This window comes from Micromonospora sp. NPDC048871 (assembly GCF_043198155.1).
Lineage (GTDB): Bacteria > Actinomycetota > Actinomycetes > Mycobacteriales > Micromonosporaceae > Micromonospora.
The window spans coordinates 388,653-413,627 of sequence record NZ_JBICUM010000002.1 but is presented as its reverse complement, the minus strand read 5'-3'; the positions used below and the strand labels follow the sequence as shown (position 1 = coordinate 413,627).

17 protein-coding genes are annotated in these 24,975 nt (G+C 72.8%); 8 read left to right on the top strand and 9 right to left on the bottom strand.

Annotated features, from left to right (window positions below):
- Window positions 1-75 precede the first annotated feature (75 nt).
- From ACGFIK_RS06465 to ACGFIK_RS06455, 3 genes are all read right to left on the bottom strand, one after another.
- Complete coding sequence (locus ACGFIK_RS06465) at window positions 76-1,140, bottom strand: winged helix DNA-binding domain-containing protein (protein WP_393338532.1); 1,065 nt, start codon at window positions 1,138-1,140, stop codon at window positions 76-78.
- Window positions 1,141-1,467: 327 nt separating this feature from the next.
- Window positions 1,468-2,058, bottom strand: coding sequence for an HAD family phosphatase (locus tag ACGFIK_RS06460; protein WP_327025132.1), 591 nt, complete (start codon window positions 2,056-2,058; stop codon window positions 1,468-1,470).
- Between the two features lie 37 nt (window positions 2,059-2,095).
- Complete coding sequence (locus tag ACGFIK_RS06455; RefSeq protein ID WP_327025133.1) at window positions 2,096-2,584, bottom strand: GNAT family N-acetyltransferase; 489 nt, start codon at window positions 2,582-2,584, stop codon at window positions 2,096-2,098.
- A gap of 145 nt (window positions 2,585-2,729) precedes the next feature.
- On the opposite strand from ACGFIK_RS06455, the gene wrbA reads away from it, so the two are divergent.
- Window positions 2,730-3,347 carry an NAD(P)H:quinone oxidoreductase gene (gene wrbA, locus ACGFIK_RS06450; protein ID WP_357530971.1) on the top strand — a complete coding sequence of 206 codons (618 nt, stop codon included), beginning with the start codon at window positions 2,730-2,732 and terminating at the stop codon, window positions 3,345-3,347.
- Window positions 3,348-3,435: 88 nt separating this feature from the next.
- Here wrbA and ACGFIK_RS06445 read toward each other — a convergent pair whose 3' ends face one another.
- Window positions 3,436-5,349: an anthranilate synthase family protein gene (locus tag ACGFIK_RS06445; RefSeq protein ID WP_357530970.1), complete on the bottom strand. Its 1,914-nt coding sequence runs from the start codon at window positions 5,347-5,349 to the stop codon at window positions 3,436-3,438.
- A gap of 255 nt (window positions 5,350-5,604) precedes the next feature.
- Between ACGFIK_RS06445 and ACGFIK_RS06440 the strand changes: the two genes are divergently transcribed.
- The 3 genes from ACGFIK_RS06440 to ACGFIK_RS06430 all read left to right on the top strand — a co-directional run bounded on the left by ACGFIK_RS06440 (window position 5,605) and on the right by ACGFIK_RS06430 (window position 10,033).
- Window positions 5,605-6,990, top strand: a complete 1,386-nt coding sequence (locus ACGFIK_RS06440; protein WP_393338021.1) for an FGGY family carbohydrate kinase — start codon at window positions 5,605-5,607, stop codon at window positions 6,988-6,990.
- Window positions 6,991-7,109: 119 nt separating this feature from the next.
- Window positions 7,110-9,614: a nitrate- and nitrite sensing domain-containing protein gene (locus ACGFIK_RS06435; protein WP_393338018.1), complete on the top strand. Its 2,505-nt coding sequence runs from the start codon at window positions 7,110-7,112 to the stop codon at window positions 9,612-9,614.
- Window positions 9,615-9,619: 5 nt separating this feature from the next.
- Complete coding sequence (locus ACGFIK_RS06430) at window positions 9,620-10,033, top strand: roadblock/LC7 domain-containing protein (RefSeq protein ID WP_327027061.1); 414 nt, start codon at window positions 9,620-9,622, stop codon at window positions 10,031-10,033.
- 62 nt (window positions 10,034-10,095) lie between these two features.
- Here ACGFIK_RS06430 and ACGFIK_RS06425 read toward each other — a convergent pair whose 3' ends face one another.
- Entirely contained in the window at window positions 10,096-11,322 is a 1,227-nt protein-coding gene (locus ACGFIK_RS06425) for an MFS transporter (protein WP_327025138.1), read from the bottom strand.
- 120 nt (window positions 11,323-11,442) lie between these two features.
- The gene (locus tag ACGFIK_RS06420) at window positions 11,443-12,936 is read right to left on the bottom strand and encodes a GH1 family beta-glucosidase (RefSeq protein WP_327025139.1); all 1,494 of its coding nucleotides are present in this window, start codon (window positions 12,934-12,936) and stop codon (window positions 11,443-11,445) included.
- A 948-nt stretch (window positions 12,937-13,884) separates the two neighbouring features.
- On the opposite strand from ACGFIK_RS06420, the gene ACGFIK_RS06415 reads away from it, so the two are divergent.
- From ACGFIK_RS06415 to ACGFIK_RS06405, 3 genes are all read left to right on the top strand, one after another.
- On the top strand, window positions 13,885-16,785 hold the full coding sequence (locus ACGFIK_RS06415) for a glycoside hydrolase family 48 protein (RefSeq protein WP_327025141.1): 2,901 nt from the start codon (window positions 13,885-13,887) through the stop codon (window positions 16,783-16,785).
- A 423-nt stretch (window positions 16,786-17,208) separates the two neighbouring features.
- On the top strand, window positions 17,209-18,096 hold the full coding sequence (locus tag ACGFIK_RS06410; RefSeq protein ID WP_327025142.1) for a phosphatase PAP2 family protein: 888 nt from the start codon (window positions 17,209-17,211) through the stop codon (window positions 18,094-18,096).
- Between the two features lie 429 nt (window positions 18,097-18,525).
- Window positions 18,526-19,362: a hypothetical protein gene (locus ACGFIK_RS06405; RefSeq protein WP_393338527.1), complete on the top strand. Its 837-nt coding sequence runs from the start codon at window positions 18,526-18,528 to the stop codon at window positions 19,360-19,362.
- Between the two features lie 38 nt (window positions 19,363-19,400).
- Here the strand turns inward: ACGFIK_RS06405 and ACGFIK_RS06400 are convergent, their stop codons facing one another.
- On the bottom strand, window positions 19,401-20,312 hold the full coding sequence (locus tag ACGFIK_RS06400; protein ID WP_393338013.1) for a DUF1028 domain-containing protein: 912 nt from the start codon (window positions 20,310-20,312) through the stop codon (window positions 19,401-19,403).
- Between the two features lie 132 nt (window positions 20,313-20,444).
- Between ACGFIK_RS06400 and ACGFIK_RS06395 the strand changes: the two genes are divergently transcribed.
- Complete coding sequence (locus tag ACGFIK_RS06395; RefSeq protein ID WP_357531021.1) at window positions 20,445-21,425, top strand: LLM class F420-dependent oxidoreductase; 981 nt, start codon at window positions 20,445-20,447, stop codon at window positions 21,423-21,425.
- A gap of 27 nt (window positions 21,426-21,452) precedes the next feature.
- Here ACGFIK_RS06395 and ACGFIK_RS06390 read toward each other — a convergent pair whose 3' ends face one another.
- Window positions 21,453-23,807 carry a transglutaminaseTgpA domain-containing protein gene (locus ACGFIK_RS06390; RefSeq protein WP_393338010.1) on the bottom strand — a complete coding sequence of 785 codons (2,355 nt, stop codon included), beginning with the start codon at window positions 23,805-23,807 and terminating at the stop codon, window positions 21,453-21,455.
- Complete coding sequence (locus ACGFIK_RS06385) at window positions 23,783-24,961, bottom strand: DUF58 domain-containing protein (protein WP_393338007.1); 1,179 nt, start codon at window positions 24,959-24,961, stop codon at window positions 23,783-23,785. Before ACGFIK_RS06385 ends, ACGFIK_RS06390 begins: the two co-directional genes overlap by 25 nt.
- Window positions 24,962-24,975 lie beyond the last annotated feature (14 nt).

The following is a 24,975-nucleotide window of genomic DNA, read 5'->3' as shown; positions in this document are numbered from 1 at the left end:
GATCCCAGATCGAGCACGATCTCCCTGACGTGGGCGCGCAGCCGGACCCGACGCCGCCAGCAGGCGGGGGAGGGGTCAGCTGTTCCAGGTGACCCGGGGCGGCAGGGCGAGGAAATCGGCGTACCGGCCGAGGGCCTGCTCGACCTGCGCCCGTCGGGCCGCAACCAGGTCGACCAGGGGCTGCACTGCCAGGGTGACCCGGGTCTTGGCCAGGCTGCGTTTCCAGGTGCCGACCACCCGGCCACCGACCACGACGGTGGCCTGGAAGACACCGTTGCCGCCGGGGATGATGGCCTGTTTGTGCTCCGGGTCGAGCATCAGCGTGCGGTCCTTGAAGCCGAGCAGGTACTCGTCGAAGCCGGGCAGCACCAGCACCTCGTCCGCCCCGACCCGGGGCGCGTCCAACAGCGGGGTGTGCAGCACCGCCTCGACGCCGTCCACCTGGACGGTGGTCAGGTCGTCCCCGGCGGCGGCGATGGCGCGTTTCGCGTCGGCGGCGGTCAGGCCGGTCCAGCCCGCGAAGTCCTGCCGGGTGGTGGGGCCGTGGCTGCGGAAGTAGCGCAGCGCCAGGGTGGCCAGGGCCTCGTCCCGGTCGAGCCGATGCTGGCCGGGGGCCCATTCGTCGAGCAGCGCGAAGGTCTGCTCGGTGTCGATGTTGGGGGCGATGCAGGTGACGCCGCGCTGGGCCGCGTACCACAGCAGGTGGTAGCCGCGCTGGCCGGCGCCATCGATACCGGCCGCGACCAGCGCGGCGACGCACTCGGTGCGGGTCAGGCGGGTGCCGCCGGCAAGGGCCGCGCCCAGCACGTCGACCGCGCGGTCGGCCTCGGCCTCGGACAGGCCGACGGACTCCCGTCGCCGGGCGGCACCGGCCAGGGCGCGTACCCCGGTCAACTCCAGCAGCCAGCGGGCGTCCCGGGCCGGTACGAGGTGGATGGTGCCGCGCATCGGCCAGGTCCGCAGGGCCTCCCGGCGCTCCAGGGCGGCGTGCACCTCCGCGTGGGTGGATCCGGGCAGTCGTACCCCCAACGACCACATGCCGCTGGCCAGGTCCTGTGCCTGCATGGCGCCGAACCACTCCACCACCTCGGCAACCGTGGCGGGCGCGGTGGCGGTGGGAGGCAGCAGCAGGCTGGTCATCCGCAGGGCGAGCGCCTCGGCGCCGGTCAGCGCCGTCGAAACGGTGGGTGCCACGAGGTAGGCCGCCTTCCCTTGCTGGTGGTCCACCGCAGCATAGGAGGGGCCACCGACATCAGCGGGCCACGCCATTCAGGTGAGCACACCCCTGATCGCGCTACGCCAGCATCGTTGGTGGCGGAGCGCGATCCCCCGTTCAGGTTCGCCGCCGCGGGGCGGCGATGCGAGTCGCCGGCAGCGGTCTTCTCAGGATGGCGCTTTCCACTGCGGCCGAGAACCATGTGTCGGGCACCTTGCGGAACTCTTGAGTAAAGGCGCGAGCCGTACCGCTCAGCCCTGGCGGGGCTGCGGCACCCGGACCGCCGCCATGCCGGCCGCCGTGGCGGCTTCGATGCCCAGGTCGGCGTCCTCGAAGACCAGGCAGGCCTGCGGGGGTACGCCGAGCAGCTCGGCGGCGCGCAGGAAGGGCTCCGGGTCGGGCTTGGGTCGGGTGTAGTCACCGGCGCAGACCAGCACCTCGAACCGGTCGAGGATGCCCAGGGCGCCCAGGGAGGCGGTGACCGCCTCGCGGGTGCTGCCGGAGACCACCGCGAAGGGGATCCGGCCGTGCGCGTCGTCGATGTGGTGCAGCACCCCGGGGATGCCGGCCGCGGTGGGCAGCAGCTGCTGGTAGAGCGCCTCCCGCCGGGCGATGACCGCCTCCAGGGGCATGTTCAGCCGCTGCTGCTCGTTGAGGGCGACCACGATGTCGGCGGTGGGTCGACCCGCCCAGGCGTAGAACAACTCCTCGGGGAAGTGGCAGCCCCACTCGTCCAGGGCCTGCCGCCACGCCGAGTAGTGCTGGGGCATCGAGTCGACGATGGTGCCGTCGCAGTCGAACAGGTACGCCTGGAAGTCGCCGGTGGGCAGGGGAAGCATCACGCCGCCCAGGCTATCCGGCCTTGAGGAAGCCCCTGGATCAGAGCCGCTGGTACATCACCAGCAGGTCGACATAGCTGTCGTCGGGACGCCGGAAGCCCTCCGGGATCCGCCCGACCACCTCGAACCCGAGTGAGCGCCACAGGGCCACCGCCCGGGTGTTGCCGGCCACCACGGCGTTGAACTGCATCCCCCGGTAGCCGTCCGCGCGGGCCAGGTCGAGCACGTGAGCGCCCAGGGCCCGGCCGATGCCCCGCCCAGAGGCCCAGGGGGCCACCATGAAGCTGGCGTTGGCCACATGGTCGCCGGGGCCCAACTGGTTGGGGGTCAGCTTCGCCGTGCCGAGCACGGTGCCGTCGGAATCGACCGCGACCACCGTACGACCGGGTGGGGACACCAGCCACATGCCGCGGGCCTGTTCCTCACCTACCTCGCGGGGCCAGGTGTACGTCTCCCCGGCCGCGACGATGTCGCGCAGGAAGGGCCAGATGCCCGGCCAGTCCGCGGCCGTCGCGATCCTGATCTCCATGGCCGCGAGGATGTCAGACGACACCCGCCCCGAGGTACGCAGGTCCCGGTGGCCCTTGTCCGTCGACCGGTGGACAACCCCGGTGTTTGTCGGCGCAAGCATCGGGTAGACGCCGAAGCTAACCCCGAGGCAGGAAGGACGCGTGATGGCGGCACAGGTCAAGGTAGCGGTGATCTATTACAGCGCTACCGGCATCACCTATCAGATGGCTCAGGCGGCCTGCGAGGCCGTGGGCGACGCGGGGGCGGAGGTACGCCTGCGCAAGGTGCGGGAGCTGGCACCGGACGAGGCGATCCGGTCCAACGCGGGATGGTCGGCCCACCACCTGGAGACCCAGCACGTCGAGGAGGCCCAGCCGGACGATCTCAGCTGGGCCGACGTGGTCATCTTCGGCTCGCCCACCCGGTACGGCATGATCGCCGCCCAGCTCAAGCAGTTCATCGACACCACCGGGCCGCTGTGGGCCAATGGCGCGCTGGCCAACAAGGTCTACTCGGCCTTCACCTCCACCGCCACCAAACACGGTGGGCAGGAGTCGACCCTGCTGTCCTTGTTCAACGTCTTCTACCACTGGGGCGGGATCGTGGTCACGCCCGGCTACACCGACCCCAGCCAGTTCGTCGCCGGCAACCCGTACGGCGCCTCGCACGTCAGCAACAACGGCGAGACCGCACCGGACGACATCGCCCTGGCCGCTACGGCCCTGACCGCCAAGCGGGCGGTGCAGATCGGCGCGGCCGTCAAGCAGGGCCTGGCCGGCTGACAGTCGGCGGACCGGTGGCCCGGGCGAGGGCTCTCAAACCCGCCCGGTCCACCGGTCCTGTCTCCAGCGCTACCCCCGATCGGGGCCGCTATGCCTGTCCGGCGGGGGACAGCTCACCGGCCGGTGCCGGCAGCAGCTCCGCCAGCAGGTCGGCCAGCACGGCCAGGCCGTCCGGACTGAGCACGGACTCCGGGTGGAACTGCACCCCGGCGAAGCCCCGGCCGCGCAGGGCGTGCACCGCCCCGTCGGTCTCGTCCCAGGCCAGCTCGACCGGACCGTACGGGCTGTCCTGACGGCCTCTGGCGGCCCGGGCGGTGAAGGTGGCGTAGAAGCCCAGCCGTCGGAGGGTGCCGAACACCGGCACCGTTCGTTGCAGCCCCTGGTAGGGCGCGGCCCGGCGGTCCACCGGCAACCCGAGCAGCCCGGCCAGCAGTTGATGACCCAGGCAGACCGCCAGGGTCGGTCGACCGTCGTCCAGCAGGGTGCCGAGCAGGCCGCGCAGACTGCGCATCTTCGGGGTGTCGCCGTTCGGGTCGCCGGGGCCGGGGCCGACCACCACCAGGTCGTACCCGGCGACCGGCGGGGCGGTGTGCCAGGGCGCCACGGTCACCGCCAGCCCCAGCGCCCCCAACTGGTGCGCCAGCATCCCGGTGAAGGTGTCCTCCCCGTCGACGATCAGGGCCCGGCGGCCGGTCAACCCGGGCACGGCGAGGGCCCCCGGCGGTCGCTGGTCCAGCCAGAACCGGGACAGCGGCGCGTTGCGGGCGGCCAGCGCCGCGCGTACCTCAGGATCGTCGGCCAGCCGGCGCACCGGGCCGGTGCCGGTGGTCGGTGCCTGCGGCCCCAGGCCCAGGGCGGCCAGCACCCCGGCGGCCTTGGCATGGGTCTCGGCGACCTCGGCCGCCGGGGTGGAGTGACGCACCAGGGTGGCCCCGACCGGCACCCGCAGGGCACCGTCCGGGGTGATCTCGGCGGTACGGATGAGGATCGGCGCGTCGAGGGTCTGCCGGCCGGTGTCGTCCTGCCCCAGCAGGGCCAGCACCCCGGCGTAGTAGCGGCGGCCGGTGCTCTCGTGCCGGGCGATCACCCGACAGGCGTTCTCCATCGGGCTGCCGGTCACCGTGGGGGCGAACATGGTCTCCCTAAGCACCTCGCGGACGTCCCGGGAACCGCGACCGGCCAGCAGGTACTCGGTGTGCGCCAGGTGGGACATCTCCTTCAGGTACGGCCCGACCACCTGGCCGCCGTGCTCGGCCACGGTCGCCATCATCTTCAGTTCCTCGTCGAGGACCATGTACAGCTCCTCGACCTCCTTGGTGTCGGCGAGGAACCGCAGCAGGGCGGCCCGGTCGGCCGCGACCCCGGTGTGCCGGAAGGTGCCGCTGATCGGGTTCATCATGACCAGCCCGTCCTCGACGCTGACGTGCCGTTCCGGGCTGGCCCCGACCAGGGTGCGGGTGCCGGTGTGCACCACGAAGGTCCAGTACGCCCCGCGCTCGCGCAGCAGCAGGGACCGCATCGCGGCCAGCGCGGCGGCCAGCGGTGCACCCTGCACCCGGGCGTGCAGGGTGCGGTGGATGACGAAGTTGGCCCCCTCGCCGCGGCCGATCTCCTCGGCGAGCACCCGGGCCACGATGTCGGCGTACTCGTCGTCGCCGATGTCGAAGGCCGCCTCGGTGGTGCGTACCGGGCCCTCGGGCAGGGCCGCCAGGGCCTCGGCCAGGGGCAGCCGTACCCGGCTGTCGATGCGCAGGCACTCCAGCGGCACTCCATCGTCCCGGCAGGCGAAGCCGCGCTCGGCCACCTGCCGAAAGGGCACCAGAGCCAGGGTGGCCGGGCCGGGCGGCCCGGCCGGTAACGGAATGTCGGCGAGCCGGTCGACCGTGCCCACCGGGCCGGTGAACAGGTCCAGATGCTCGGCACCCTCGCGGCGGATCAGGGCGAAAGGGCCCGGATCGACGCCTTCGGCGAGGGCGGTCAGCAGGTCGGTCAGCGGTGTCATCGGTTCTCCTCGGGCCGGGTGCCGCCGTAGGAGGCGGCCCGGGGGCCGGGAGAGTGGACCGGCGGCCGCCTCGTCGGGCGGCCGCGGGTGAAGCTAGGCGCGGAAGTGGGCCGCCGGGTCGGCGGGCCACCAGCAGGACAGTCGCGCAAGCATGCGCTCACCTTACGCGCGGAACCGGCGGTGGGGAAGCCGATCGGCGTACCCGGGTGCCCGGTGAGGTTGCCGCCCCGGAACCAGCGGGTACGTTGATCGGCGATGAGCATTCTGGGGCTGGACCTGGGCACCTCCTCGGTGCGGGGGCTCGTGCTGGACGGCGACCTTCAGCCGGTGCCGGGGGCCTTGGCCCGCCGCAAGATCGAGCTGACGGTCGACGACGACGGCACCGGCACCCTCGACGCGCGCGGCTACCTGGCCTGTCTGCTGGAGTGCCTGGACGAGTTGAGCGAGCAGGGATGGCTGCACGAGATCGAGATGGTGGCGGTCAGTGCCCAGTGGCACTCCGTGCTGCCCCTGGGCGCCGACGGCCATCCCCTGGGGCCGGTCCTCACCTGGATGGACACCCGGGCCGAGCCGCCGGCCACCCTGACCGGCCCGGCCGACGCCCACGCCTACCACCAACGGACCGGCACCTGGTGGCACCGCTGCTACTGGTCGGTGCGGCTGCCCTGGCTGCGGGCCCACTGCGGCAGCCCGGTGGCCGGGTTCACCGGCCTGGTCGAGTACGCCCTGAGTCAACTGCTCGACGAGGCCCCGATGTCGTTGTCCCAGGCCTCCGGCACCGGCCTGCTCGATCTGCGTACCCTCGACTGGGATCCGGAGGCCTGCGCCCTGGCCGGGGTGAGCCGCGACAGCCTGCCGAAGCTGGCACCGGCGTACTGGCAGGGACGGCTGCGCTCGGCGTACGCCGGCCGCTGGCCGGGCCTGGCGCGGGCGCGGTGGGCCCCACCGACCGGTGACGGTGCCGCCTCCAACGTCGGCTCCGGCTGCATCGACCACACCCGGGCGGCCGTGACCGTGGGCACCTCCTCGGCGGTACGGCTGCTCCAGCGGATGCCGGCCCACGCGCCGCTGGCACCCCTGCCCCCGAACCTGTGGCGGTACCGCGTCGATCACGATCATGTGGTCACCGGGGCGGCCTACTCCGCCGGGGGGAACCTGTTCGCCTGGGCCGACCGGGAACTGCGGCTCCCGCAGGGCCCGGCCCTGGAGGCGGCGCTGAGTCAGTTGGGGCCGGCGGACCGGCGTCCGGTCAGTGTGGCCTTCGGCGGTGACCGCCCGCCGGGCGGCCGCCGGGCCGGCGCGGGTGAGCTGGGCGGCCTGAGCTTCCACACCACCGCGGTGCAACTGCTGGCCGGACTGATGTACGGAGTGTGCGACCAGGTCGTCGATGACCTGGCCGCCCTGGAGTCCACAGTCTCCGCACCGGTGGAGGTGGTCCTCGGGGGCGGGGCGATGGCCGCCTCCCCCTGGTGGCGCGCGGCCTTCGCCGAGGTGCTGGCACCCCGACAGGTGTGGTTCGGACGGCACCCCGAGATCGGGGCCACCGGTGCCGCACTGGTGGCCTGTGGCCGAATCGCCGACGCCGTCGCGTTGACCGACATCGGCCAGACGGATGATCACTCCCCGGCGGGCACGGCATAGGGTGACGCCCGGCGGTGCACTCCTGAACCAACGTGAGGGCAGGACGTTGACACTGGTCCGGGGCCTGGTTGGATGGACGACGCTCCCCGGGCGGCGGTGGACGCGCGGGAGGAGGAGCGGTGGGGACAGGACCGGACCAGGACCCGACGGTGTCACAGCATCGTCGGCGTCGGTTCGATGTCCGGGTGGTGCCCCACCGTCGTCGTTCCGCCCTGCGCATCCACGACTGGCGGATGCGGACCAAGCTCGCCACCGTACTGGTGATCCCGTCGGTGGCCTTCCTGGTCCTGGCAGGGGTGCAGACCCAGAACCTGGTCAGCCAGGCCAACACCCTGAGTGACTTCTCCGCCCAGGTGGGCATCGGGCAGGAGATCGCCGAACTGGTGCACCGGTTGCAGCAGGAGCGCGACCGTACGGTCGGTGAGCTGCCCGCCATGCGGGCCGCCGCCTCCGAGGAGGAGACCGGCCAGGTGACCGCAACCCTGGCCCCCTACCGCGCCGACACCGACCAGGCGGCCCAGGCGCTGCGCCGGGTGGCCGAGCCGGTGGGCAGGGGGGACGCCGCCTGGCAGGACGCCTTCACGGTGGCGTACCAGGCATACCAGCAGGTCGGCTACATGCGCAGCGTCACGACCACTGTGGTGTTGAGCAACGACACCATCCTGGGCAACTACAACCGGGCGGTGGACGCCCTGCTCACCCTGCTCTCCCAGCCCGCCCCCGGCGCGGAGCGGCCGGACCTGTCCGAGGCGGTGGCCCGCTACGTGCAGTTCGCCCGGGCCAAGGAACTCACCTCGCGGGTACGCGCGGAACTCTATGCGGCGGCCCGCAGCGGCGGGTACGAGTCCAACGACCGGGCACAGATAAACGACCTGCGGGCCCGCCAGCAGACCGCCCTGGGCACCTTCCGCATCGCGGCCAGCCACGCCCAGGTGACCCGTTACGACCGGATGAGTCAGCACGACGCCTTCGTCCAGGCCGCCCGGCTGGAGGAACGGGCGCTGACCCAGAACCCGACCGCCCTGACCCTGCTGCCGGACGACGACTGGTGGACCTTCAGCGAGGTACGCCACGATCTGCTGCGGGAGTTCGAGGCCGGGGTGCTGGAGGACTCGGCCGCACAGGCCGAGACGGCCAGCGACACCCAGTGGCGGGAGACCCTGCTGATGGTCGGGGTGATCATCACGGTGCTGCTGGTGGCCGTACTGATCTCGGTGCTCATCGGCCGTTCGCTGGCCAGGTCGATCCGCATGCTGCGCTCCCAGGCGTTGAACATCGCGCAGGTCGAGCTGCCGGACGCGCTGGCCCGGCTGCGCTCGGTCTCCGGCGGCGTACCCCACATCGAGGTGGCCCCGGCGGTGGTGCGGTCCCTCGACGAGATCGGCGAACTGGCCGAGGCCTTCGTCGCGGTGCACCGCAGCGCGGTCGGGGTGGCCGTCGAGCAGGCCAACATGCGGCGCAACGTCAACGCGATGTTCGTCAACCTGGCCCGGCGTAGCCAGGTGCTGGTGGAGCGGCAACTGGAACTGCTCGACGACCTGGAACGCGAGGAGAACGACCCGGACCAGCTGGAGAACCTGTTCAAGCTGGACCATCTAGCGGCCCGGATGCGCCGTAACGACGAGAGCCTGCTGGTGCTGGCCGGCACGGAATCGACCCGCCGGTGGAACCGGCCGATCGGGTTGAACGCGGTGCTGTTGGCCGCCAGCGCGGAGATCGAGCAGTACCAGCGGGTGAGCTACGTGGAGGTGGCCGACCTGCATCTGGTGGGCCACGCCGTCGGCGAGGTGGTGCACCTGCTCGCCGAGTTGCTGGAGAACGCCACCGCCTTCTCCCGCCCCGACACGCTGGTGCGGGTCATGGCCCGTCAGGAGGGCAACGGGGCGACCATCGAGATCGCCGACCAGGGCCTGGGGATGAGCCAGACCGCACTGGCCGAGGCCAACGCCGTGCTGGCCACCCCGCCCGCGGCGGACGTGGCGACGGTCGAGCGGATGGGTCTGTTCGTGGTCAGCCATCTGGCCGCCCGGCACGGCATCGAGGTGCGGTTGCACGGCGGAACCGGCGGGCTGGTGGCCCGGGTCCGGCTGCCGGGTGCCCTGCTGGCGTCGCCGTCGTCGGAGTTGGAACCCTTCGTACCCCAGCGTCCGCTACCGGTACCCCGGTCGGCGCCGCCGGCGCAGATCGGCGACGCTCCGATGGAGCTGCCGGTGGCCGGGCGGCGACCGGCCACGGTGCCCCGACAGGCACACCCCGTGCCGGTACGCGCGGAGAACGTACTCCCCCCGGTGGCGGTCCCGGCGTCCGGCGGCGGCGGGTGGTGGTCCCGGGAGGGGCCCGCACCGACGAGCTCCGCCGGTGGCGAGGCACCGCCGGAGGTGCCGGTGACGGCGGGCACCAACGCCCGGGGACTGCCGATGCGGGTGCCGATGGCGCAGTTGCAGTCCGTCACCCAGCCGGCCCGTCCCGGCCAGCAGCAGAGCACCCGGCACGACCCGGACCCGGAGGCGGTCGGCGGCATGTTGTCGAAGTTGTACAGCGGTGTGCGACGGGCCGAGGCCGAGGAGACCACCGAAATACCGGTACCACCACCGGGGACGTGGAGTGAGGGAGGACTCAAGTGACAACGTTGTCTCAGGAGGCCCGGGACCTGAGCTGGCTGGTCAGCGGGTTCACGCAACGGGTGCCCGGTGTGGCGCACGCCGTGGTGGTGTCCTCCGACGGGCTGCTGGTCGCGATCTCCGACCATCTGCCGCGCGACCACGCGGACAAGCTGGCCGCGGTGACCTCGGGCCTGATGAGCATCACCGCCGGTGCGGCCCAGATGTTCGACGGTGACGTGGTCAAGCAGACCGTGGTCGAGATGGGTCGCGGCTACTTCCTGGTGATGCAGATCCGGGACGGCTCGATCCTGGCCACCCTGGCCGGGGCGGAGGCCGACATCGGGGTGGTGGGCTACGAGATGGCCCGGCTGGCCAAGCAGGCCGGGGAGATGTTGACCCCGGCCCTGCGCGCCGAACTCCAGCAGGCCCTGCCCCGCTGAGGTAAGGAAGGGCCCCTTGTTAACGCCTGCGGTAGTAGCGGGGCCCCTTCTTAACATCGGAATCAGCGCAGGCCGAGGGCGCCGGGCATGGTCGGCCGGGAGGCGAGCCACCAGGCTGCGGTGGCGGCCACGGCGACCGCGCCGCTGAACACGAACGGCGCACCCAGACCGGCGCGGGCGGCCAGGGCACCGCCGGCCAGCGCGCCCAGTGCCGTACAGCTGTAGGTGACCAGGCGGGAAGCGGCGATGACCCGACCCAGCAACCCGCCGGGCACCAGCCGCTGCCGTACCGACAGGGCGGCGACGTTGAGCACGGCGAACGCCGCGCTGGTGGCGACCACCACGACCACGGCCACGGCCCGGTCGGCGACGACCGCCAGCAGCACCGGTACGCCCGCGGTGGTCGCCATCGACCAGGTGAGTACGGTGCGGTGGCGGAACCGGGTGATCAGCCGGTCGGCGGTGAACGAGCCGAGCAGACCGCCGGCCGCCCCGGTGGCCAGCAGTAGTCCGAAGCCGAACGCCCCGAGGTCGAGGGCCTCGCGGGCGTAGAGCACGAAGATCGCGAACCAGGCGGTGTCGGCGGCGGCCACGGCGGCGGTGACCAGCACCAGGGTCCGCAGCATCGGTTGGCGCACCAGCCAGCGCAGGCCGGCCAGGACACCGTCGTCGGCGACCTGCGCCTCGTCGTCGATGCGGGGCCGGTGGGCCAGGGTCAGCGGCAGCGACAACACCAGCATCACCGCCAGGGCGAGCGTGGCGCCGTTGACCGCGAACGGGATGGCGGCGCCGACGACGAACAGCAGCGCCCCCACCGGCGGGCCGACGAACTCGTTGCCGACGATCTCACCGGCGACCAGCCGCCCGTTCGCCTTCTCCAACTGAGCGTCCGGGACGAGCCGAGGTACGGCGGTCTGGGCAGCCGTGTCGCGGATGGTCTCGCCGATGCCGAGTAGGAAGGCGGCGACCACCACGAGGGCGATGCTCGCCCAGCCGAGGGCGATCGCGGCGGCGAGCGTGCCGAGCACGACGACCCGTCCGGTGTCGGCGACGGTGAGCAGGCTCCGGGCCCCACGGCGGTCGGCGAGGGCACCGGCGAGCAGGCCGGACACCAGCCAGGGCAGGAACTGGGCGGCGGCCACGGCGGCGACCGCCAGCGGGTTGTCGGTGAGCGCCGCGGCCAGCAGCGGAAAGGCGGCCACCCGGATGCCGTCACCGAGGTTGGCCAGTGCGGCTGCGCTCCAGAACGTCCAGAACGGCCGGCCCAACGATCGTCGGTTCCGATCCATCCCGTGAGCCTAGGCGCAGCCCGCGTCCGGCACCGACGCCACCCTGGACGGCATCCTCACCCGCAACGCGCCGGGCCGGCGGCGCTGATCCGTACGCCGGCCCGGCGCGTCAACCGGGACTCACACCGCGTTGTCGGCGATTACCTGGCGGTACCAGTGGGCGCTGCGCTTGAGTACGCGCCGCTGGGTGGGGTAGTCGATGTAGATCAGTCCCCAGCGCTGGTCGTACCCCTCGGCCCACTCGAAGTTGTCCAGCAGCGACCAGACGTGGAAGCTCTCCAGGGGCACCCCGTCGGTGATGGCGCGGTGGGCGGCGGCCAGGTGGTCACGTAGGAAGGTGACCCGGCCGGTGTCCTCGACGGTGCCGTCGGCGGCGAGGACGTCCGGGGTGGGCAGTCCGTTCTCGGTGACGGTCAGCGGGATCGGGCCGTAGTCCCGGGTCACCCGGGTCAGGATGTCGTACATCCCGTCCGGGTAGATCTGCTGCCAGCTGGCCTCGGAGGTGGGCCACCGGCGGGTGGTGCCGCCGCCGCCGGTGACGTAGATCGGGGTGTAGTACTGCACGGCGAGCACGTCGACCGGCGAGGAGATGATCTCCAGGTCGCCGTCGCGGATGCCGCGCACCATCCGGCTGTCCGGCCCCAGGTCGGCCAGGACGTCCTCGGGATAGCTGCCCTTGAGCGCCGAGTCGAGGTAGAGGCGGTTCTCGTAACCGTCGTACAGCCGGGTGGCCTCGGCGGCGGCGGGGGAGTCGTCGGCGGGGTAGCAGGGGTGCAGGTTGAAGGCCGGGCCGATGCGACCCTCCCGGCCCTCGGCGCGCAGCGCCTGCACCGCGAGGCCGTGGGCCAGTTGCAGGTGGTGGGCGACCAGGTAGGCGGCGTCGGGATCCCGCCGGCCGGGGGCGTGGTGGCCGTACAGGTAGCCGTTCTGCACCACGGTCTTGGGCTCGTTGATGGTGAGCCAGACCGGCACCCGGTCGCCGAGGGCGTCGAAGAGGGTGGCGGCGTAGTCGGCGAAGCGGTAGGCGACTTCGCGGGACTCCCAGCCGCCGGCGTCCTGCAGGGTCTGCGGCAGGTCCCAGTGGAACAGGGTGGCCATCGGGGAGATGCCCCGCTCGTGCAGCCCGTCGATCAGGCGGCGGTAGAAGTCGAGACCACGTTGGTTGGCGGCACCGCTGCCGTCGGGCTGGATGCGCGGCCAGGAGATGGAGAACCGGTAGCTGCGCAGCCCCAGGTCGCGCATCAGATCGAGGTCTTCGGCGTAGCGGTGGTAGTGATCGGCGGCGACGTCACCGGTGTCGCCGTTGCGGGTGCGCCCGGGGGTACGGCTGAAGGTGTCCCAGACCGACTCGCCCCGGCCGTCCTCCTTGGCGGCCCCTTCGATCTGGTACGCCGAGGTGGCCGCGCCCCAGCCGAAGTCCACCGGGAACTGCAACCGGGCGGCGGCGCTGGTGGCCGGATCGGTGGGGGCGGTGCCGTCGTCGGTGGCGCAACCGGTGAGGGCGGTGGCGCCGGCTGCGGTGGCGACCGCGCCCAGGGCGGCACCGGCCGGTGTTACGGCGGTGGCCGACAGCGCCGCTTGGCGCAGCAGGTGTCGCCTGGTGAGCATCGACATGGATTCTCCTCGTGGGTGGGGTGGCCGCCGGCGCCCCTCGGGAGCGCTCCCAAGAAGGGTAAAGGGTAGGCGACCGCCGCCGGTGCATGATCGTCACGCATCACGGACGACCGCGTTGGCGGAGGTGACAAGGTGAGGGTTCTGGCGTCGGCCGGTCGGGCATCGGGTGTGGCGGGACCGGGAACGCCGAGTTCCGCGGGCGGACCGGCGGCGTGCTCCCGGAGGTGGTCGGCGGGGCAGCGCACGGTCGGCGGGCGGGGCTTACTGCCGTGCGGGGCGCGCGGGTGATGCGCGTCTGACCCGATCGGCCTCTTTTCCCATCGTGAACGGGGGTTTAGTGTGGGGACGGGGGAGGGCAACCCCCGTCCCCACCATGTTGCGGTACACGCACGTGCGGATTGGCGTCCCAGTCGTGCGTGTCGCGCGGGAGCCGGGCCACGCGAGTGGCTGAGGATCCACCTCCCCTCACTTCTCGTGGGGTGACGGCTGACGGCGGTGTCCGGGCTGGCCCGCCGTCGGCCTGCGGTCTTAGTACCCATTGCCGTGGGCACGGCGCCGGGTAATCCAATGCTTGGAACTCCGTCGATGGAAGCGCTCCCATCGACGTTGCTGCGACTGTAACGCCCGTCACGGCTTTGTGAAAGCCCCAAAATGAGATCGAAACAACCGAGTGCTTCCGGAAGTGCGGTCTCTGGTGCTGGGAGCGCTTCCATGGCACACTGTCGATCGACCACGTGGAGCCAGGTAGACGTGAGCGTGGGGCCGCCGAGGGCTTCCGGTGATCCGGACGGCGCCCTGATCGCAGTGGTGTGGAGCTCGTTCCCGCTGCTGCGTTCCGGCCGGTCGGCCGGCCACCACCATCCACCGACGTCTCGCGTCCTTCTCGTCTGCGAGACGTCTCGCCGGGGCGGCACCGCACCCGGCCTGGTTCGAGGAGACACCGCGCAGATGAGAGATCTGGCAAGACGCCGCCGCCTGGCGTGGCTCGCCGCCGCGGCGTTGGCGATCGGCGGGGTGACCGTACCCGCCGGCGCCGCACAGGCCGCACCGGCCTGCGACGTGGTCTATACGACCAACGACTGGAGCAACGGCTTCACCGCCAACATCACCCTCAAGAACCTCGGCGACCCGGTCAACGGCTGGACCCTGCGGTTCGCCTTCCCCGGCAACCAGCGGGTGACCAACGGCTGGTCGGCCCGGTGGAGCCAGAGCGGCAACGAGGTCACCGCCGTCAACGAGGCGTGGAACGGCAGCATGGCCACCGGGGCCAGCACCACGATCGGCTTCAACGGCTCCTACACCGGCAGCAACCCCAAGCCCACCTCGTTCTCCGTCAACGGGGTCACCTGCGGCGGCGTCACCGCGCAGCCCCCGACGGTGAGCCTGTCGATCCCCGCCGGGCCGTTCGTCGCCCCGGCGACCGTGCCGCTGACGGCCACCGCCAGCGACCCGGACGGCACGATCGCCCGGGTCGAGTTCTACCGCAACGGCCTGCTGGTCAACACCGACACCACCGCGCCGTACGCGTACACCATGGAGAGTCTGCCGGCCGGTGACTACACCGTGCAGGCCCGGGCGTACGACAACAGCGGTCTGTCGGCGATCGCCGAGCGGGCGTTCAGCGTGACCGCCGCGACCTCGCCGGCCCTGGTGGCCACCCCGACTACGCTCAGCGTGCCCGAGGGTGACAGCGCCACCTTCAACCTCAAGCTGAACCGGGAACCCACCGCCAACGTCGCGGCCAGCCTCGCCCGCACCGGCGACTCGGACATCACGGTCTCGCCGACCTCGGTGACCCTGACCCCGAGCAACTGGGAGACCGGCGTCAACGTGACCGTCCAGGCCGCCGAGGACTCCGACACGGTGGGCGGCACCGCGACGATCACCGCGTCGGCCACCGGCCACACCCCGGCCACGGTCACCGTCACCGAGATCGACAACGACGTGCCGGGCGGGGACGGCGAGTACGTCCAGCGCTTCCTCGAGCAGTACGGCAAGATCAAGAACTCCGGCTACTTCAGCCCGGAGGGGGTGCCCTACCACTCGATCGAGACCCTGATCGTCGAGGCGCCCGACCACGGTCACCAGACCACCTCGGAGGCGTTCAGCTTCTGGCTGTGGCTGGAGGCGTACTACGGTCGGGTCACCCAGAACTGGGCGCCGTTCAACAACGCCTGGACGGTGATGGAGACCTACATCATCCCGTCCACGGCCGACCAGCCGACCGCCGGCTCCGCCGGTGACGCCACCTACGCCGCCGAGAACGACCTGCCCAACCAGTACCCCTCGCAGCTGAACGCGAACGTGCCGGTCGGCAAGGACCCGCTGCGCGCGGAACTCCAGCAGACCTACGGCACCGGCAGCATCTACGGCATGCACTGGCTGCTGGACGTGGACAACGTCTACGGCTTCGGTCGCTGCGGCAACGGCACCACCCGCCCCGCGTACATCAACACCTTCCAGCGGGGCACCCAGGAGTCGGTGTGGGAGACCGTGCCGCACCCCTCCTGCGACACCTTCGCCCACGGCGGACCGAACGGCTACCTGGACCTGTTCATCAAGGAGTCCGGCACCCCGGCCAAGCAGTGGAAGTACACCAACGCCCCGGACGCCGACGCCCGCGCCGTGCAGGCCGCCTACTGGGCCCTGACCTGGGCCAAGGAGCAGAACAAGCAGGCCGACGTGGCGGCCACGGTGACCAAGGCCGCCAAGATGGGTGACTACCTGCGGTACGCCCTGTTCGACAAGTACTTCAAGCGCGTCGGCAACTGCGTCGGGGCCACCCAGTGCCCGGCCGGTAACAACCGCGAGTCCGCCCACTACCTGCTGTCCTGGTACTACGCCTGGGGCGGCGCGTACGAGACCAGCCAGAACTGGTCGTGGCGGATCGGTTCCAGCCACAGCCACTTCGGCTACCAGAACCCGTTCGCGGCCTGGGCGCTGACCAACGTCAACGAGCTCAAGCCGCGCTCGTCGACCGCGGCGGCGGACTGGAACAACAGCCTCACCCGGCAGTTGGAGCTCTACACCTGGCTCCAGTCGGCCGAGGGTGGCATCGCCGGTGGCGCGACCAACAGCTGGGGCGGGCACTACGGCACGCCGCCGGCCGGCACGGCCACCTTCTACGGCATGTTCTACGACGAGGACCCGGTCTACAACGACCCGCCCTCGAACCAGTGGTTCGGGATGCAGGCCTGGTCGATGCAGCGCATCGCCGAGCTGTACCTGGTCAGCGGCGACGCCCGCGCCAAGGCCCTGCTGGACAAGTGGGTGCCGTGGGCCATCGCCAACACCACCCTGGGTGAGGACTGGTCCATCCCGGCCGATCTGAAGTGGACCGGCCAGCCCAACAACTGGAACCCGACCAACCCGCAGCCGAACACCAACCTGCACGTCGAGGTGATCGCCAAGGGCCAGGACGTCGGTATCGCCGCCTCCTACGCCCGGACCCTGATCGCGTACGCGGCCAAGTCCGGCGACGTGGCGGCGAAGAACACCGCCAAGGGGCTGCTGGACGCGCTGCACGGCGAGAGCGACGCCCAGGGTGTGTCGACCGTGGAGAAGCGTGGCGACTACCGGCGCTTCGACGACGTCTACGACGCCTCCACCGGGCAGGGCCTGTACATCCCGCAGGGCTGGACCGGTCGGATGCCCAACGGTGACGTGATCGCCCCGGGCAAGAGCTTCATCGACATCCGGTCGTTCTACAAGAACGACCCGGCGTGGCCGAAGGTCCAGGCCTACCTCGACGGTGGGCCGGAGCCGGAGTTCCGTTACCACCGGTTCTGGGCCCAGGCGGACGTCGCGATGGCGTACGCCGACTACGGGAAGCTGTTCCCCAACGGCTGAACGACGTCCTCCGGGTGGGCGGTGACCCACCCGGAGGCTCCGGCCGGGCCTCGGGGGTAGAGGCAGGACCGGCCGGCGGCCTGACGCCCACGGTCAGGCCGGGGTGGGTCGGCCCTCTGGCCGACGCAGCGGAGAAGTCGACCCACCCCACCGCCCCCCGATCCGACAGGCACACCGCGCAGATCGCGGAAAAAGTCACCGTTCCGGGATCACAACACCGCCGGAGACGGAGTAACGTACATCACCGGAGAGGCCGCTCCCCCCGTGGCGGCCTCTCCCTTTTTGTCGCCGCGACCCCTGCCGCTGCGCAGGCGGCGGGCTCGGCCTGCCGGTCACCGTAGCCCCTGCTCAGCCGCCCTCGCGCGGCGCCGCCGATCCGGTCGGCGGGCCACTGGTGGGCGGCTCGGGCAGGGTCGCTAAGTTGTGCGGGTGCGCGTGACGCCCAGGGGTGGGACTGCGGTCTGGCTGGTCGGGTTGGCTCTGGTCCAGACGGCGGTCTTCATCGTGGTGTGGCGATTCGCCCTCTACAGCGAACTCGGGCAGTGGGTCGACACGGTCGCGCTGACCGGCAACCGGATCGGCCGCGACCACATCGAAGAACCGGTCAACCGGATCCTCAACGCGATGTCCGTGGTGTCGCTGCTGGCGGCCACGGTGATGATCGGGTTCATCGCCCTGATCCGAGGCCGGGTCGCCCTGGCGGTCGCGGCCACCCTGCTGATCGTCGGAGCCAACGTCACCACCCAGGTGCTGAAGTACGGCCTGGTCCGACCCGACTACGGCATCGACCCGGAACGGGCCGGCGTCGGCAACAGCCTGCCCAGCGGGCACACCACGGTAGCCGCCTCCGTGGCGGTGGCGTTGGTGCTCGTACTGCCGCCCAAGGTCCGGGCCTTCGCCGCCGTGGTCGGTGCCGCCTACTCGGCGGTGGCCGGGGTGGCGACCCTCTCGGCGGGCTGGCACCGGCCCAGTGACGCGGTGGCCGCGTACCTCGTCGTCGGCGTGTGGGCGGCCCTGGCGGGCATCCTGCTGCTGATCACCCAGCGGGAACAGGCGCAGGTGTCCTCCGCCGACGCGCACCGGGGAGTGGCCCTGCTGCTCGGCATCGGTGGGCTGCTGCTGATCCTGGCCTGCGCGCTGGCGCTGTTCTGGCTGACCAGCCTGCGCCCCACCGCGGCGGCCGACCTGTCCCGCCAACCCCTGTTCGTCGGGTACGCCGGCAGCGCCGCCGGCATCGCCGGAACGATGGGGGTGGTCATGGCGCTGGCCATCGCCGCCGTGCACCGCATCGTCCCCCGCCACAAGGGCTGACCGCTGCCGGCCTCCACCTGCGCGACCCCCTGACGGCGCGGATCCCGCCGAACGGCAACCCCCATCCGGTCCCGGCCACGCGCACCGACCACCTCGACCCGCCCCACCACCACCGCCGCGTCCGCCCTCGCCGTGCCCCGCCACCACCGCGCCCCGCCACCACCGCGCCCCGCCCGCAAGATCGCGCTCGATGCAGGATCGAGTGGTTAAGTTTGAAGACGAGGCCACTCGATCCTGGATCGAGCGCGATCATGAACGGTCGGCGACGAGGCGGGGACGTCCCGGCCGGGGGTGGGGGAGGCGGGGTTGGGCGAGGGATGGTGGGTCGAGGTGGGGGAGGGTGTGGGGGACGCCGACCTTGTTCGGGCGGCTTTCCGTGAGGAGTGCCTGCGGCTGGGTGAGGTGCTGGCCACCCTCGATCGGAAGAACCTGGCCCGGCCGACCGGTTGCGTGCCGTGGACGGTGGCCGAACTGCTGGCACATGTCCGCACCGGTGCGGGCCGGCTGACCGACATGCTGGCCGCACCGGCGCCGACCGGTGCCCTGATCGACGCCGCCGGCTACTTCGGCGCGGCCAAGTTCACCCCCGAGGTCGACGCCGCCCGCATCGAGGCGGCCCGCATCGAGGCCGCTGGTGCCGAGTCCGATCGCATCGAAGCTGCTCGTGGCGCTGCTCATGCCGAGGCCGGTCGCATTGAGGCCGCTGGTGCCGCGTCGGCCCGCGCCGAGGCTGCTCCGGTCGAGGCGGCCCGCGCCGAGGCTGCTCCGGTCGAGGCGGCTCGGGTCGACGTGGCTCGGGTCGAGGGCGCACCGGGGGGAGCGGTTCGGGCGGGAGACGGGCGGGTCGAGGGTGGCGAGGAGAGCTTCGACTCGGGCGGCACGCGTCGAGGGGTCGGGGTGGGCGCGGACTTCGACCGGGCATGGCGCGCTGCCTTCGCGGCCGTCGAGGCGTACCCACCGGAACGGGTGGTGCGCACCCGACACGACGATGCGATGACGGTGACGGAGTTCCTGCGTACCCGGGTGGTGGAGGTCGGGGTGCACGGGCTGGACCTGGCCGCGGCGCTGGATCGGCCGCCGTGGCTGACCACGCCCGCCAGCCGGGTCATCGCCGATCTGCTCACTGGGGGCCGGTCCCTGCCGGCGGAGCTGGGCTGGGACCGGCTGACCCTGATCGCCAAGCTGACCGGGCGCACTCCGTGCAGCCTGGCCGAGCAGGCGGCCCTCGCCCGGGTCGGCCTGCCGCTGCTGGCCTTCGGCCGCTGATCCGCGCTGATGATGTCGGCTGCGTCGAAGCGGGCGGGTTACCGTGCCGGCTCGCTGCCCGACTGGGCGGCGACGTCACCATCCGCTGACGCCGCACTTCGGGGTGCGGGTACGTGGGGGAGGGCGGCGCGCAGTTGGGCCAGCACCACCGGGTCGATGCGGCCGGGGGCCAGCCGCTCCTCCAGGTTCTCCAGTCCGGCCCAGGCCACCAGCGCGTCCTCCGGGTCGGTTGGGTCGGCCGGGTAGCCGAGCGCGGTGAGCAGCCCGGCCACCTCGACGGCCACCGCCCCGGTCAGGTCGAGCAGGGTGGCCGGGTCGGGACGGCTGAACATGAGGGTGTGCACGGCCAGCAGCCGGTCGAGTTCGGTGATCGGATCGGGGTGGTCGTCGACCCGCAGGTCGATCATGAGATCGCCGGTGCCGCCGTACCCTCCGCCGCGTCGGACCACGACCAACCCGGCGCTCTGCTGCCCCCGGCGGTCGCCCCCGGCCTGCTGTCCGGCGCGTAGCGCGGCGAGCAGGCGTTGCGCGAAGGGCAGGTCGGTACGGGCCAGCCAGGTGTCCCGCAGGGCGTCGATCACCTCGGGGCCGGTGAGGATGTTGCCCTGGGCGGCCCAGCCGTCGCCCGCCTGGCCGCCCGCCCAGTCCCGGCAGTGCTCCCCGGTGTAGGTGGCACCGGGACCGGTGGCGGCCACCACACCCACCTGGCGATGATCGCGTTCCGGGTCGGCGGCCACCAGAGCGGCCACCACACCGGCCGCCGTCACCCCGGTCCGCAGCAGGGCCAGCCCCTGCGGCCGGTAGGCCAGGTTCACATGCGCCTGGGTGGCGATCGCGCCGAGGTCGGCCTCGGCCGCCGGGACCAGAGCACCGGCAGCCAGGAAGCGGCTCGCCACGGCCACACCATGCAGGTGGCCGTCGGTGGAGCGGGCGACGAGCGAGAAGGTCACGCGGCAAGATTAGCGCTGGTCAGAGCCCTGCCCCAGGGTCGGCGCAGCCGCCCGGTGGACCGGTAGGGCACCAAGATCTTGCTAGGGAGGCCGCCCGCCGGGCAGGATCGATCGATGACGACACGATGGGCGATGACGGTGCCCCTGGACGGGGTGGGGCTGGCCGACCACGCGACGGTGTACGCGGCCCTGGCCGAGGCGGGTTTCACCGAGGTGTGGTCCTCCGAGGTCAACGGGGCCGACGCCTTCACCCCACTGGCGTTGGCCGCCGCCTGGGCGCCGCAGCTCCGGCTGGGCACCGCGATCGCGCCGGTGTTCACCCGTGGGCCCGGCCTGCTGGCGATGAGCGCCGCGGCCCTGGCCGACGTGGCACCCGGTCGGTTCGCCCTGGGCATCGGGGCCTCCTCGCCGGTGCTGGTGTCCGACTGGAACGCGATCGAGTTCACCGATCCGTTCCGGCGTACCCGGGACGTGTTGCGGTTCCTGCGGGCGGCGCTGCGGGGAGAGGCCGTCGACGGGGCCTTCGACACCTTCGCGGTGCGGCGGTTCAGCCTGCAACGACCCCCGGCCGTACCCCCGCCGGTCCTGCTGGGCGCGCTGCGGCCGGGCATGCTGCGGCTGGCCGCCGCCGAGGCCGACGGGGTGATCCTCAACTGGCTGGCCGCCACCGACGTCCCCCGGGCGATGGCCGAACTGGGCGAGCGCCGCCCGCAGTTCGAGGTGGTGGCCCGCATCTTCGTCTGTCCCACCGAGGACACCGGGTACGCCCGCACCCTGGGCCGCCGCATGATCACCAGCTATCTGACCGTGCCCGCGTACGCGGAATTCCACCGCTGGCTGGGCCGCCATGAGGCGCTGGCGCCGATGTGGCAGGCCTGGGCGGCCGGTGACCGGCGGGGTGCCCTGGCGGCCATCCCGGACGAGGTGGTCGACGCGCTGATCGTGCACGGCTCACCCGAGCAGTGCCGGGCCCAGGTCCGCCGCTACGCCGAGGCCGGGGTGGACGTCCCCGTGATGGCCCTGCTGCCCACCCCCGAACTGGCTGCCGGCGGGGTGGCGGCCCGGACGACCATGATCGCCCGGCTCGGCCCGGACACCGGGGAGTCGACCTGAGCCCCACTTGGCGGTGCTGATCACCGCTCAGTCTCGCCAGCGCAGCGGCCCCGGGTGCACCGACCAGAGCAACCGCCGCCACCGGGGCCGGTCCGCGCGCAGCGCCCGGGTGCATACCCTGGCCGCCTCGGCGGCGGCCTCGGCCTGCGCCTCGGCCACCTGACCGGGGGCGAACCCGACCTGGTTGACCAGGCGAGCCAACTCCTCCACCGCCCGGTGGGCGGCCTCCGACTGAGATCCGACCCGACCCGCCGCACCCTCGGGATGAGTCGCGGCCCGACCCACCTCGGCCTCCAATCGAGTCCCGACCCGCCCCATCTCGGCCTCCGGTTGAGTCCCGGCCCGGGCCGCTTCGGTCGGCGGTGCTGCGTCGGACAGGGCGCGGCGGGCGGCCTCGGCCACCTCGGTGGCGGACAGGTCGGCGGGGACCGGATGCCCGGCCAGCCGCAGGGCGTCCGTCAGCTCCCGCCAGGCCCCGGCGACCCGCAGGTCGGCCGGGCCCCGGTGCAGCCGGTTGCGGGTCAGGGCGCGGCGCATCCCGGCCAGGACGGCCAGCGCCACCACGACCAGCAGCGCAACCCCTCCGGCTACAGCGGCGACCAGCACCGGGGTGGACACCCCCGCTCGACCCTCGCCCTCCTCGGGGGCGGCCTGGGGTGGGGGTGCGGTGCTCGGCTCCACGGTCGGTTCCGGCTGCTCCGAGGGCGGCGGCTTCTCCGGCTGCGGGCGGAAGTCCTCCTCCACCGGCCGGGGCTCGTCCTCCGGGCGGGGCAGGGGGTCGAAGGGTACCCACCCCACCCCCTCGAAAAGCACCTCCGGCCAGGCGTAGGCGTCGCCCGCCCGTACCGGCCCGTCACCCGGGGCGGCGAACCCGACCACCACCCGGGTCGGCAACCCGGCCAACCGGCCCAGCACCGCGAAGGACGCCGCGAACTGTTCCGAGGTACCCCGCTGCCCGCCGCCGTTGCGCGGACCGAACAGGAAGAACGCCAGATTCGGGTACGCGTGGCCACTGGGGGCGTCGGCGACCAGCCGGTAGTGCTCCGCCAGCCACTGCTCGATCGCCATCGCCCGGGCGTACGGGGCGCCGTTGTCCTGGGCCAACTGGGTGGCCAGCCGACGCAACTGGTCGGGCGCCCCCTCCGGCACCTGGAGCACCCGGGCCACCTCGTCCCCGGCCGGGGTGTTCGCGGTGGCCAGCAGGTTCGCATCCGGGCGTTCCCGGGCCGAGGTCACCGTGTAGCGCAGCCCCGGGCTGAGCCCGTCGGGACGGATCAGGGTGCCGGTGCCCGGGTCGTACGCCACCCGGGCGCCGCTGACCTCGCGGGGAGTGGGCACCGCCGGCAGCAACTGTCCACTGAGCTCACCGATGGTGATCTCCTGCCGGAGGGTCTCCACGGTGGCGTACGGTGCCGGCGGCACGGTGGGCAGGATCCGGCCGGCGTTGCGGTAGGTGGCCCCGACCCGCCAGGTCACCCCGTCGTAGTCACTGAGCACGGCCAGCCGGATCCGGGTCCCCCCGCCGGCATCGGCGGTCTTCACCTGGAACAGCTGCTGGTCGGGGTTGAGGGCCCACCCGGAGATCCGGATCAGCGGGTTCTCGTCCAAGGTCTGGACCTGCGGCGGCTCCACGTAGCGGCGGGGGTCCACCGGCCGCACCTCCACCAGGGCGGCCACCGCCGGGCCCAGCAGGGTGGCCGCTGCGACCACCACCGCCGTACCGGCGGCCGAGGTCACCGCCAACCGGGCCCGCACCCCGGACGGCACCGTCGGCGCCGGGCCGTCGACCGGGTCACCCTCGCGTCGCGTCGAGGCGGCCAGCCCGAGCCCGGCCACCACCACCAGGGCCACGGTCGGACCGATCGCCGGCTCGGCGTTCGGCCCGACCACGTACACCGCCCCGACGTGCAGCAGCACCGGCGGCAGGTAACCCAGCAGCACCCGGCCGGCGCGCAACGCCACCTCCGCGCCGGCCAGCCCGGCCAGCCAGGCGCCCACCACCGGCACCAGGACGGTGTCCGGGACCGGCTCCACCGGGATCATCGCGGTCAGCAGCCGGGGAATGCCGTTTGCGGCGGCTTCCCGGGCCACCTCGGCGAAGCCGCCCGGCAACCCGGCCCGGTCAGCGGTCAGGTGCAGACACCACCCCGTCCAACCCGCCATGACCAGCACGGACACCGGGGCGACCAGCCAGGAGGGCAGTCGCCGCGCGGCCACCGAGACCAGCACCGAGCCGAGGGCCGCCCCGGCCACCAGGAGGGTCAGCAGGGAGCCCGCGTACACCCGGTCCAGGGTCACCCCGGCCAGGACGACCATCCCGACCAGCGCCGTCGGCACCGCCAGGGCCCGCAGCAGCCTCACCACCGGCGTACCCCGTCCCACTCGGCCGCGAAGGCCGCCCCGTCGGCCGCGTCCACCACGAGCAGGCCGCCCGTACCCGCCGGGGTCGGGTCCGCCGCCCCGAAAACCCCGACCACCACCGAGGGGTACGCCCCACGCAGGGCCCCGACATGTCCCAGGTCCTCACGCCCACCCGGCCCGGTGAGCACCACGAGGGTGTCGCCGAGCCGCTCCCGGCGCAGCCGGGCCACCGCGGCCTCCAGGGTCCCCTCCCCGGTCAGCGAGACCGCCGCCAACCGGTCCAGCGGCCCGGTCGGTCCTTCCTGGGCCGCCGGGCTCTCCTGCCCGGTGCCCACCTCGGAAGCGTCAGCCGCGACGAACAGCAGCACCACCGGCAGGTCCTCCCGGACCGCCGCGGTGACCACCGAGGCGGCGGCCTCACAGGCCGACTCGAAGGACTCGGCCGTCCCGCGTACCCGCTGCGGATGCGCGGCCATCCGGTTGTCCAGCAGCACCACGATCCGGGGCAGACTGGTGTCCACGTTCTCCCGCACCATCAGCTCACCGACCCGGGCACTGGTACGCCAGTGCACCCGCCGCAGTTCGTCGCCGACGACGTACTCCCGCAACGAGTCGAAGGTGATCGAGCCGTGCGGTACCGCGTCGACCTGCCCGTCCAGGCTGCGGCCGGCACCGGTGGGCACCGCCCGCAACGGGTGGATGCGGGGGTGCACCCACACCGGCACACTGTCGCCGTAGGTGCGGGCCAGCACGACCAGACCCAGGGGATCACGGCGGGTCACCCGCAGCGGGCCCACCGGCACCACCCCCCGGCGGGCGGTCGGCACCTCGTACCGGACCGTGGTGTCCGCCCCCGGGCGCAGCCGCAGCACCGGCACCGGCACCACCTGGTCGCCGCAGCGGTCGACGGCCAGCAGACTCGCCGCACCCAGCCGACCGGTGTTGCGCAGAGTCAAGGTCATCGTCGCCGGCTCACCCCGCGCCACCCGGTCCGGATCCGCCTGCCGCCGCACCTGCAACCGGGGCCGCCACGCGGCCGTCAGCACCGCGATCGCCACGGCTACCCCGGCCGCCGCCCCCAGCACGGTCAACTCCGGATACCCGAAACGGAAGCCGGCCCCGAGCAGCAGCACCCCGGCGACGAGCAGACCGAGGCCCCGGGCGGTGATTCCCACGCCCTCCCCGCCGA